Source organism: Runella rosea, assembly GCF_003325355.1.
Classification (GTDB): Bacteria; Bacteroidota; Bacteroidia; order Cytophagales; family Spirosomataceae; genus Runella; species Runella rosea.
Genome location: NZ_CP030850.1, coordinates 2570675 through 2582618, shown reverse-complemented (window position 1 = coordinate 2582618; position 11944 = coordinate 2570675). Strand labels below are relative to the sequence as shown.

6 protein-coding genes are annotated in these 11944 nt (G+C 46.8%); 5 read left to right on the top strand and 1 reads right to left on the bottom strand.

Features of this window, described 5'->3' with window-relative positions; all coding sequences use genetic code 11:
* Positions 1–56: 56 nt before the first annotated feature.
* Complete coding sequence (xylA, locus tag DR864_RS10930) at positions 57–1385, bottom strand: xylose isomerase (RefSeq protein ID WP_114067004.1); 1329 nt, start codon at positions 1383–1385, stop codon at positions 57–59.
* Between the two features lie 275 nt (positions 1386–1660).
* Between xylA and DR864_RS10925 the strand changes: the two genes are divergently transcribed.
* The 5 genes from DR864_RS10925 (at position 1661) to DR864_RS10905 (ending at position 11935) form a co-directional block, all read left to right on the top strand.
* Positions 1661–2500, top strand: coding sequence for a fumarylacetoacetate hydrolase family protein (locus tag DR864_RS10925; RefSeq protein WP_114067003.1), 840 nt, complete (start codon positions 1661–1663; stop codon positions 2498–2500).
* A gap of 59 nt (positions 2501–2559) precedes the next feature.
* Positions 2560–3501, top strand: coding sequence for a dihydrodipicolinate synthase family protein (locus DR864_RS10920; protein WP_114067002.1), 942 nt, complete (start codon positions 2560–2562; stop codon positions 3499–3501).
* A 114-nt stretch (positions 3502–3615) separates the two neighbouring features.
* Complete coding sequence (locus DR864_RS10915; protein WP_114067001.1) at positions 3616–5472, top strand: glycoside hydrolase family 127 protein; 1857 nt, start codon at positions 3616–3618, stop codon at positions 5470–5472.
* Between the two features lie 134 nt (positions 5473–5606).
* Positions 5607–9776: a glycoside hydrolase family 9 protein gene (locus DR864_RS10910; protein WP_162793720.1), complete on the top strand. Its 4170-nt coding sequence runs from the start codon at positions 5607–5609 to the stop codon at positions 9774–9776.
* A 119-nt stretch (positions 9777–9895) separates the two neighbouring features.
* A complete protein-coding gene (locus DR864_RS10905; protein WP_114066999.1) occupies positions 9896–11935 on the top strand; it encodes an OPT family oligopeptide transporter in 2040 nt (679 codons plus the stop codon).
* The last annotated feature ends 9 nt before the right edge of the window (positions 11936–11944 follow it).

Genomic DNA, 11944 nt, shown 5'->3' with positions numbered 1-11944 from the left:
GCGCCTGACGGTTTTTGAACTGTCAGACGCTTTTTTCTTGATGTGACGTATCTCAATTAAATATACTGATTCAGAATATTCTCAAATAGCTCTTGTTTGCCGCTGATTTGTTTTGGCGCACCAGCCGCCACCGCAAAGCTATGTAAGTCTTCCAATGTCAATTTACCATTTTCAAAGTCCTTGCCCGCACCGCTGTCAAATGAAGCGTAACGCTCGGTACGCAGTTTTTTGTAAGCGGATTTCTCCAGAATATCATTTGAAATCACGAGTGCACGCGCAAAAGCATCCATCCCGCCAATGTGCGCAATGAAAATATCGTCGAGGTCAGTTGAGTTGCGACGGGTTTTTGCGTCAAAGTTGATACCACCAGCGGTGATGCCGCCTGCTTCGAGAATTACCAACATAGCCTCGGTCAACTCACTCAAATTAATCGGAAATTGGTCGGTATCCCAGCCGTTTTGGTAGTCGCCACGGTTGGCGTCGATACTGCCCAACATACCTGCATCGGCCGCTACTTGCAATTCGTGCTGGAAGGTATGCCCCGCCAAGGTGGCGTGGTTTACTTCAATATTTAATTGAAAATCCTTATCCAAACCATACTGGCGCAGAAACCCGATTACGGTTGCTGAATCGTAATCATATTGATGCTTGGTAGGCTCGCAGGGCTTAGGTTCAATAAAGAATGTACCTTTGAAGCCGTTTTTGCGGGCATAATCACGCGCTATGGTCAAGAATTGACCAAGGTGATCTAGCTCGCGCTTCATGTTGGTATTCAACAAAGTCATGTAGCCTTCGCGGCCACCCCAGAATACGTAATTTTCGCCATTGAGGGCAATTGTGGCATCCAAAGCGTTTTTAACCTGCACCCCAGCGTGAGCTACTACGTTGAAATCAGGATTGGTCGAAGCACCGTTCATGTAGCGCGGATTGGAGAATACATTGGCCGTACCCCACAATAATTTTACGCCGCTTTCGGCCTGTTTGGCTTTTGCATAATCAACAATGGCCTGCATACGACGCTCGTATTCGGTGATGCTGGGGCCTTCATCGACCAAATCTACATCGTGAAAGCAATAGTAAGGTACGCCCAGTTTAGTAATAAATTCAAAAGCAGCATCCATCTTATCTTTGGCGCGTTGAACCGCGTCATTGTTTGCATCCCACGCAAAATCCTTCGTTCCAGGCCCGAATGGATCGGCACCAGTGCCGCAGAATGTATGCCAGTAGGCAACGGCAAAACGCAAATGCTCTTTCATTGTTTTTCCACCCACCAGACGATTTTCGTCGTACCACTTGAATGCCAGCGGGTTGTCGGATTCACGGCCTTCAAACTGAATTTTGGAGATGCCTTTGAAATATTCGGTATTTCCGAGTGTTAGGGACATAAAATAGATTGTTTTGAGGTTAGTCTTAAAGAACGATTATTACTAAAAGAGGGAAATATAAATTCTTACTTGTGCAAAGAAAAAGAATAATTGTCAAAATGACAATTTTATTTGTGTTTAGCTTTTATGACAATTGTAGGGGTTGTTTTCAAACGATTTGTGCGCAAACATTGTAAGTTTAAAATAGTCTTTTCGACCAAAACCGGAGTAATACTAATACTACACCTAAACTTAAATTGAAAACGCCCGTATGATGAAAATGGATTAATCAATTGATGAAACTTTATCGAACCAAGCAAGGCTTTTATGCTGAATTTCAGGAAGAGTATTACCAACTTTCCTGCCCCGATTGGGATACGCTGATTAACAGGGATGATCTGCACTCGTATGTTTTGACTCAAATAGCAGGTTTAACCCCAGTGTTGGACTTTGAATCAAAAGACCTTTTACCTCCTGCTGTAAGCCAGGAAGTATGGGCCTCTGGCGTAACCTATTACCGTAGCAAAGTAGCCCGCATGGAGGAGTCAAAAGGTGCGTGTGGAGGTATGTTTTACGATAAGGTATACGAAGCCGAGCGCCCCGAGCTTTTTTTTAAAGCATTGGGGTACAAAGTAGTTGGTTCGGGAGGAACCGTTAACATTCGGCCCGATTCTATACGGAATGTTCCCGAACCAGAATGGACGTTGTACGCCACTACTTCTGGCAAAATCGTGGGTTATACCGTCGGCAATGACATGAGTTCTAAGTGTATTGAATGCGAAAATCCGCTCTATATATCGCAGGCCAAAATATACGATGGCTCTGCCGCTTTGGGGCCTTGCCTGTATGTACCAGCCGAACCTATGGTGCCAAATGCGGTCATCAGCATTGAAGTAAAGCGTAGCGAAAGGATTGTTTTTCAGGGAATAACAACGCTCGATCAACTCAAACGAACGCCTGACGAACTCATTGGTTGGTTGTATCGGTCGAGTACGTTTAGAACTGGGGCATTCCTGATGACAGGCACGGGCTTAGTGCCTTCAAGTGATTTTACGGTTGAGGTGGGCGATACGGTTGCGATCTCAATTGATAAAATCGGACAATTGACCAATGTAGTCGGGCTGGCAAAAGTCTAAGTAGTTCAAAACGATACGGCTCTTTATTATTTACATATATAATATTTGATTATTCATCCATGCAAAATTCCCTTCCACAAGGTTTTATTCCTGTTATGTTGACTCCGTTTAAAGAAAACGGCGAGATTGATTTTGAGGGATTAACCAAACTTACTGAATTTTATTTAGAAGCGGGCGCGGCTGGCTTATTTGCCAATTGCCTTTCGTCTGAGATGTATGAGCTGAGCGAAGATGAGCGTATTGCCATCACCAAGCACGTGGTGGATGTGGCAAACGGGCGCGTTCCTGTCGTGGCAACGGGTACATTTGGTGGCCCAATTGCGGAGCAGGCCGAATTTGCCAAAAAGATTTATGGTACGGGTATTCAGGCGGTGATTGTGATTACAAGTTTAATTGCCACTGCCGACGAGTCAGATGCGATTTTTATGGAGCGGATGCATGAGTTGCTTCAATTAACGCCGGGTGTTTCGTATGGTTTATATGAATGTCCAGTGCCTTATAAAAGGCTCGTTAGTGCCGAGAATTTGGGAGAATTGGCGGCCACTGGACGGGTGATTTACCACAAAGATACGTCACTTGATATTGAAAACGTAAAAGCCAAAATAGCCGCCACCGAAGGACAGGTATTCGGCGTTTATGATGCTTACATGGAGCACGCAGTGGCTTCGTTGAAAGCAGGCTCGGCTGGATTGTCGTGTATTCAGGGAAATTTCTTTCCTGAATTGATTGTGTGGTTATGCAATAATTTCAATGAACCAACGCAGCAGGACAAAGTTGAACGCGTACAACAGCTGTTGATTGATACCATGCCCGTAATTCATTATGCGTATCCAACCGTTGCTAAGTATTACCTCCAAAAACGCGGCTTCCCGATTTCATTGTACACCCGTCGTAAAGTGGAAGTACTGACTGAAGTAGAAAAAGCCAATGCCGATGAATTATTGGAAATGGTGAATGCATTAAGCCAAGAGATTGAAGTGGCTTCGTTGACGTTTGCCTAATCAACTTCTTTGTTTTCAAGATTAAAAAGACCTTCTATGTTATTGACGTAGAAGGTCTTTTTAGTTAAAAAAAACTGATAAATTGCTTTGGTAGGAATAGCTAACCATTTACCTATGAAATCACTTTTTTCTTCAGCACTGATTATCATTTTTGGGGTTTACGGTGTCTCGGCCCAACGCCAGATTTCGCCCGTAAACTTTTCCAAAGTCACGGTCAAAGACTTCTTTTGGAAACCCCGCATTGAAAAAGTCCATTCGGCTACGTTGCCTGTTTGTATGACCTATACCGAAGATTCAACGGCTCGAATCCGGAATTTTGAGAATGCCGCCCTCCGGAGCGGGAAGCACAAAGGCATTTATTTTGATGACTCTGATGTGTATAAAGTCATTGAAGGGATTGCCTACACGCTCAAAACTACGCCGGATAAAGCCTTAGAGTCCAAAACTGACGCGTGGATTGATAAAATTGCGGCGGCTCAACTTCCTGATGGTTACCTGAATACATATTATACATTGGTAGGCCTTGAAAAACGCTGGACCGACATGGAAAAGCACGAAGATTATTGCTTGGGCCACTTGATTGAGGGGGCAGTAGCCTACTTTGATGCCACTGGAAAACGTAAACTGTTGGATGTGTCTATTCGCTTTGCCAATCATTTTGATTCTACGTTTCGTCTCCAAAATAAGCCGTGGGTAACGGGGCATCAGGAATTGGAGTTGGCCTTGGTAAAACTTTATCATACGACCAACAACGACCGCTACCTCAAACTCGCCGACTGGCTTATCGAGCAACGCGGCAAAGGACACGGACGTGGTCAAATCTGGACAGATAAGCATTTTGACGGCGCACGCTATTGTCAAGACGATGTACCAGTGCGTGAAATGACCGACATCAAAGGGCACGCCGTTCGCGCTATGTATCTGTATACGGGCATGGCCGATGTAGCGGCCGAAACGGGCGACCGTGGCTACACCCAAGCCCTCGAACGCGTGTGGGCCGATGTGGTAGAGCGAAATATGTACATCACGGGTGGCATTGGTTCTTCAACCAAAAATGAAGGTTTTACGGTCGATTATGATTTGCCCAACGAATCAGCTTACTGCGAAACCTGCGCCTCGGTCGGAATGGTTTTTTGGAATCAACGTATGAATCTCTATTCGGGAGAATCCAAATACGTGGATGTGCTAGAACGCTCGCTTTACAACGGTGCATTGGCAGGGGTACAACTGACTGGAAATCTGTTTTTTTACGTCAACCCATTGGCTTCGTTTGGGTTGCATCACCGTCGTCCTTGGTACGGTACGGCCTGTTGTCCCAGCAATGTGTCGCGTTTGATGCCTTCGGTGGGTGGTTATATTTACAATACTTCCGAAAATACTTTGTGGGTCAACCTGTATGTCGGCAGCGAGACCGAAGTTGTTTTGGGGCAACATAAAGTTAAGTTCGCCCAAAAAACCAATTATCCTTGGTCGGGAGAAGTGGAAATTAAAGCTATTCCCGATAGTAGCAAAGCTAATTTTGCCCTTAAGCTGCGTATCCCGGCTTGGTGCGACAAATACATCATTGAAATCAACGGAAAAGCTGTATCGGGTTTAACGGCTGATAAAGGTTACGTGACGGTTGCGCGTACTTGGGCAAAAAATGATGTGCTCAAACTTCGTATGGAGATGCCCGTCAAGGTCATTGCCGCCGACCCCCGCGTGAAAGCAAACCAAGGCAAACGCGCCATTCAGCGGGGGCCGTTGGTCTATTGTGTGGAAGAGCAAGACAACCGTCATTTGGATTATGACCAAATTCTGTTGTCGAAAAAAACGCAATTCAGTACCACTTTCGAGCCAGCCTTATTGGGCGGCGTAACTACGATTAAGGCCCAAAACGGCAATGATAATTTTACGCTCATTCCGTATTATTCATGGGATAACCGCCAAGCCGGCCGCATGAAAGTATGGGTTGATTGGAAAGAGAAATAAGCCTTAAAGGAGTAGAATGACTCCTTCCCGTTTAATAAAGCAGATGCCATTTGTTATATTTCAACTTTGAAAGTTCCTATCTTTCAGTCGAAAATCACAGTTTTTTTGTTTGAACGTTATTTAACTCAATGAAAATGAAAAATCATCTATCTCGAAGGCATTTGCTTTATTGGACATTGTTGTGGCTGACAGCCTGCGGTACGTTGTGGGCTGCACCGACCCAAACCACTCCTTACATTAAAATTGACCAATTTGGCTACTTGCCCGCTTCCCGAAAAGTGGCGGTAGTTGCTGATCCTCAGACGGGATACAATGCAGCTGAATCGTTTACGCCTGGTACGGGTGCCAATCAATATCAGGTACGCCGCTGGAGTGACGACGCCGTGATGCTCAGCGGAACGCTTCAGGTATGGGGCGGTGGTGCAACGCACGCTCAGTCGGGCGACCGAGGGTGGTCGTTTGACTTTTCGAGTATTACCACGCCAGGTTCTTATTATATTTTTGACGTTGCCAACAATGTAGGTTCTTACCGTTTTGACATTGGCGACAATGTGTACGACGAAGCAATGAAACATGCTGTACGGATGTTTTATTATCAACGGCTTAATTTTGCCAAACAAACTCCTTACACCGATGCCAAATGGGCCGACGGTGCCAGTTATGAAGGGGCTAATCAGGATCGTTTTGCCACGAGCCGATTCAACAAAGGCAATGCTGCTACCGCCAAAGACCTCCACGGAGGTTGGATGGATGCAGGTGATGTCAATAAATATACGACGTTTGCCGAAAGTGCGGTGATTCAACTGGCAGAAGCTTACCGAATAAACCCCAATGCTTTTAAAGATAATTACGCCATTCCTGAGTCAGGCAACGGAATTCCAGACCTATTGGATGAACTTAAGTACGAACTAGACTTTCTGAAAAGAATGCAGGATGCTACGGGCACCAATGGTTTTTTCTTGAAAGTGGGTGTTGATAATTACAATGAAGTCTCTCCCCCCAGCACCGATACCCGCCCGCGCTATTATTTGCCCGAATGTACTTCTGCCACCTTGGCGGGGGCCGCGATGTTTGCCGTGGCTGGGCAAACGTTCAAAACGCACCCATCATTGCTTACGTACGGGAATGACCTCATTGCACGCTCTGAGGCCGCTTGGAACCGTGCTAAAATAACAACCAACAACTTTACAACGTTTGAAACAAGTTGTGACGACGGAGATATAAAATCGGGCGATTCGGACCGCCCTGGTGAGGACCAATTGGGAAGTGCGTTTGTGACGGCGGTATATCTTTACGAGGCCACGGGCAAAGCCGAATACAAAACGTTTGTTGAGTCACAATATACAGCCGTAAAACCTTACAATGGCAACTGGTGGGGACCTTACTGGATGCCTCAGCAATTGGCGTTTTTGCGTTATACGACTCTTTCGGGGGCCTCAAGTGCCGTGGTGACCAATATTCGTAATCAAAAAGCTGGGATGAATTACTTGTTTTCCCTCAATGATTATAACAACGGTACGGACCTTTATCGGGCTTATATGGCTGATGCGCAGCACCATTGGGGGAGCAATCAGGTGCGTGCCAATTCTGGGATTTTAAATCTTGATTTTGTCACGTTTAACCTCAATCCGTCGAGCCATGCCCAATACCGCGAGGTAGCGGAACAGTACTTGCACTGGATGAATGGCGTCAATCCGATGAATTTGGTGATGCTTTCCAACATGTCGGTGGCGGGTGCGGAAAACAGCGTGAATGAGATTTACCACACATGGTTTACCAACGGAACTGTTTGGGATAATGTACAAACATCGGCTTATGGCCCCGCTCCAGGGTACGTTACGGGTGGGCCTAACAAAAGCTACAGCGGAAGCGTGGCTAATATTACCAACCAACCGCCCCAAAAAGCGTATAAAGAGTGGAACAATGGTTCGCCCGAAAATTCTTGGGAAATCACGGAGCCAGCCATTTACAGTCAGGCCGCCTATATTATGTTGCTGGGGCGGGTGATGAGTACAACGGCATCTACTGACACCCAAGCGCCGACGACCCCAACCAACCTTACAGTTTCTAATGTAGCCGCCACTGGTATGACTTTATCGTGGACTGCTTCCACGGATAATGTAGGGGTAACCGCCTACGAAGTGTATCAGGGAGGTAATCTGCTCAACGGGAATGTGATAGGTACAAGCTTCAACGTAACGGGTTTAACCTGCAATACGGCCTATTCGTTTACGGTAAAAGCCAAAGATGCCGCCGGTAACGTTTCGGCGGCAAGCAATGCCGCGAACGCAACCACTACGGCTTGCGACACCCAAGCGCCAAACGTGCCTACAAACGTTGTAGCTTCCAATGTTTCGGCATCAAGTTTGACGCTTTCGTGGACGGCTTCGACCGACAACGTGGCCGTAACCGCGTATGAGGTATATCGGGGAGCAACGTTGGTAAATGGCAATGTCACCGCAACTTCTTTGAATGTTACTGGTTTAACCTGTAATAACGCTTATTCATTTACGGTAAAAGCCAAGGATGCGGCGGGAAATATATCATCAAGCAGTAGTGCGCTAAACGTTACAACGGCGGCCTGCCCTACGGGGACTGTCATTTACGACGACGCCCTTGCCGCCGGCTGGGAAGACTGGTCGTGGAGTTCAACCCGCAACTATGCCAACACCTCTCCCGTACAAACTGGCGTCAATTCCATGCGGGTCGATTTTGGGGGTTGGGGTGGTTTATCGTTGCGACAGGCCACGGCCCTGACGACCAATTCCAACACGGTTATGAAGTTTTGGGTGTACAGCACTGCCGTGAATAACATGCTTTTCTTCGTCCAAACGGATGATTCGTCGCCGCAGCCTGCCTCTTATGCTTTCACGACCGATGCTAATCAGTGGAAAGAGATAACGGTCAACATGGCGCAAATGGGAAATCCAGCCACGATTAAACGTATCAATATTCAGAACAATTCGGCCAATAACATCACGACTTATTTCGACCAAATTAGGATAGAAACTGGGGCGACTGCCGATACACAGGCACCCACAACACCTGCTAATCTTTCGGCCTCGGCCATTACCCAAAATAGTCTGACGCTTTCGTGGACGGCTTCGACCGACAATGTGGGCGTAACGGCCTATGAAGTGTATCGGGGAGCAACGTTGGTAAATGGCAATCTCACCGCGACTTCTTTAAATATTACTGGTTTGACCTGTAATACTGCCTACTCCTTTACGGTAAAAGCCAAAGATGCCGCTGGAAATGTATCGTCGAGCAGCAATGCGCTGAATGTTAGTACCTCTTCCTGCGCTGATACACAGGCTCCGAGCGTCCCCTCTGGGTTTACGGCTACCAATAAAACCCAAACAGGGTTTACGCTCGGTTGGACGGCTTCGACCGACAATGTGGGCGTGGTGGCTTACGAAGTATATAGAGGAGGCGTATTAGTGAATGGTAACGTTACAACCACCTCATTGGCAATTACGGGTTTAACCTGTAATACAACCTACAGCTTTACCGTGAAGGCAAAAGATGCAGCGGGCAATGTATCGGCGGCAAGCAGCGCGTTTAGTGTAAAAACGAATGCCTGTTTGAGTCCAGTGGTCTATGACGAAAACCTCGATGCAAATTGGAGTGACTGGTCATGGAACAGTACGCTTAACTTTGCCAACACCAATCCAGTGCGAGTGGGTAGCAAATCGCTCCGCGCTGATATTGCCTCCACGGGTGGGATATCTTTGCGTCACGTTAATGGCATCAGTACTACCGCTTCGACCGTTTTGCGTTTTTGGGTACGGGGTACGGCCGCAAACAATCTATTGGTTTATGTACAAACAGATGACACAGGCGCGGCTGTCGGAAATTACACATTTACCACAAAATCCAATACATGGTCGGAAATCGTATTGAATATGAGCCAATTGGGTAACCCCTCCGTTATTAAACGGATTACGATTCAGAACAATTCGGCCAGTACCGTGACAGCCTATTTGGATAATATTCGCTTGACAACCGTTAACAATGCCCGTTTAGCTGAAGAGGAATTGACTGAAAAACCAAACGAACTGTTGGTGTATCCTAATCCTTCTGAAGGACCGATTACGCTCAAGTATTTTGCGCCAAAGCCCGAAAAGGTTCAGCTGCAATTATGGGATATGCAGGGCAGGATGTTGCAAAACAATGAAGAAAGTGCAGAATCAGGAACCAACTTTTTCAACATGGATGTGTCTCAACAGCCAGTGGGTATGTATTTGATTCAATTGAAAGGACCCGAAAGAATCCAAACCCAAAAGGTGCTGATTCGGCGGTAAATATTCTGACTCATTGGAAAAGGCGGGCTAATTGCTCGCCTTTTCTATGTTAGATAGAAGTAATAATAGCTTTATAGGTTATATTTAGTGCCAAACATACTTCCCTAAACCTTCACTTCATGGAAATCAAAGACTTCAAACCCTACGTGTCTAACGAGCAAAATATGGCCGAGTTTACCGTAAAGTCGGTCGTAGTGGGTATTCTTTTCGGTGTTTTATTTGGTGCCGCAACCGTTTATTTGTCGCTGAAAGCTGGGCTTTCGGTATCGGCTTCCATCCCCATTGCGGTCTTGGCGATTTCGCTTGGGCGCAAGTATTTGGGTACCACCATTCTGGAAAATAACATTATTCAAACCACGGGTTCGGCGGGCGAATCCATTGCATCGGGCGTGGTATTTACCTTACCTGGTTTTCTTTTTTTATCCACGACAGAAGAAGGAAAAAGCATCGGAGCTGATTTTTTCAATTATTGGACAATTTTAACGTTGGCCATTTTGGGTGGGATTTTGGGAACATTGATGATGATTCCGTTGCGGCGGTCGTTGATTGTACAAGAACATGGCACCCTTCCATACCCCGAAGGAACCGCCTGCGGGTCGGTGCTGATTGCGGGCGAAAAAGGCGGCGATTTGGCCAAAACGGCCTATCAGGGCTTGGGTCTTGCCATGCTGTATGCGTTTTTTCAGAAAATCCTGCACGTAATTGCCGAAGTGCCCCGAATTGCCTCGGAGCAAGCCAGTAAAATCTTTCCATCAGCTGTGGTCAGTGGTGAAATTACCCCTGAATATTTGGGTGTTGGGTATATCATCGGTTTTCGGATTTCGGCGGTGTTGGTCGGCGGAGGTTTGTTGGCTTGGCTGGGATTGATTCCGCTTTTGGCAACGCTCGTTCCAGGTGATACCATTGCCGAGCAATTAATCAAACTTGGTTATCTCAAAGACCTCGCTACGTCGGGTGGGCCTGGTGGGTGGAATCCCGCAACGCATAGCTTTAATGATACGGCTGCGGCCATTTATCGCGCATATATTCGCCAAATTGGCGCGGGAGCCGTGGCCGCGGGCGGTTTTATGGCGCTGCTGAAAAGTATTCCCACGATTATTTCTTCGTTTCAGCAAAGCTTGGCTTCGATGAAAGCTGGTAACGAAGGCGCTCGTGTGCGTACGGAGCAAGATTTGTCGTTTAAAGTAGTGATTTTCGGATGCTTGGCGTTGGTAATATTGATGGTCATTTTACCTCAAATCCCCGGCGATGGTTTATTAACAAAGCTGTTGATTGCCGTACTGGTGGTGGTATTTGGTTTTTTCTTCGTGACGGTAGCGAGTCGAATTGTTGGTATTATCGGTTCAAGTTCATCGCCAGTTTCGGGCATGACCATTGCGACAATCATGGCCACGTCGTTGGTATTCATTGGGTTTGGGTTAACGGGTAAATTGTACGAGCCAGCGGTGTTGGTGATTGGCGGGATGATTTGTATTGCCGCTGCCAACGCAGGAAATACGTCGCAGGACTTGAAAACAGGGTATTTGGTCGGTGCTACGCCCAAATATCAGCAGATAGCGCTGTTTATCGGGGTCATTGTTTCGTCTTTGGTGATTGGGGCAACAGTCAAGTTGCTCGATACACCCACGCCCGATTTGGTGGCGCAGGGCATTCCGCACGCCATCGGAACCGATAAATTTCCCGCTCCGCAGGGTACGCTCATGGCAACGCTTATCAAAGGATTATTGTCGTTTAATTTGGATTGGCAGTTTGTACTGGTGGGTGTTTTTACGGCTATTACCATCGAAATAATGGGTGTCAATGCCCTTTCGTTTGCGGTAGGGTTGTACTTACCTCTTTCGACGACCTTGCCCATTTTTGCAGGCGGTTGCGTAAAAGCCTTTGTAAATTGGAATGCCAAACGTAAAGGTATCGAAGAAGAAGACCCCGATTTGGGAAAAGGGAATCTCTTTTCAACTGGCTTAGTGGCTGGTGGCGCTTTGGCGGGCGTGGTTGTAGCTTTACTTTCGGTCAATGATTCTATTTTCAATGCCCTAGCTAAAATAAATCTTGAACCCGTTCTGGCATCCGTCATCGGAGAAGGCGGTTATCAACTCTTGGGTGCGGTCATGTTTGCGGCGATGGGAACGGTACTGTATCGGGTGGCGATGAAGCGATAGAAATTAATG

Coding starts and splice junctions, on each gene's coding strand:
- xylA (WP_114067004.1), bottom strand. CDS start 1,385: ATGTCCCTAACACTCGGAAATACCGAATATTTCAAAGGCATCTCCAAA.
- DR864_RS10925 (WP_114067003.1), top strand. CDS start 1,661: ATGAAACTTTATCGAACCAAGCAAGGCTTTTATGCTGAATTTCAGGAA.
- DR864_RS10920 (WP_114067002.1), top strand. CDS start 2,560: ATGCAAAATTCCCTTCCACAAGGTTTTATTCCTGTTATGTTGACTCCG.
- DR864_RS10915 (WP_114067001.1), top strand. CDS start 3,616: ATGAAATCACTTTTTTCTTCAGCACTGATTATCATTTTTGGGGTTTAC.
- DR864_RS10910 (WP_162793720.1), top strand. CDS start 5,607: ATGAAAAATCATCTATCTCGAAGGCATTTGCTTTATTGGACATTGTTG.
- DR864_RS10905 (WP_114066999.1), top strand. CDS start 9,896: ATGGAAATCAAAGACTTCAAACCCTACGTGTCTAACGAGCAAAATATG.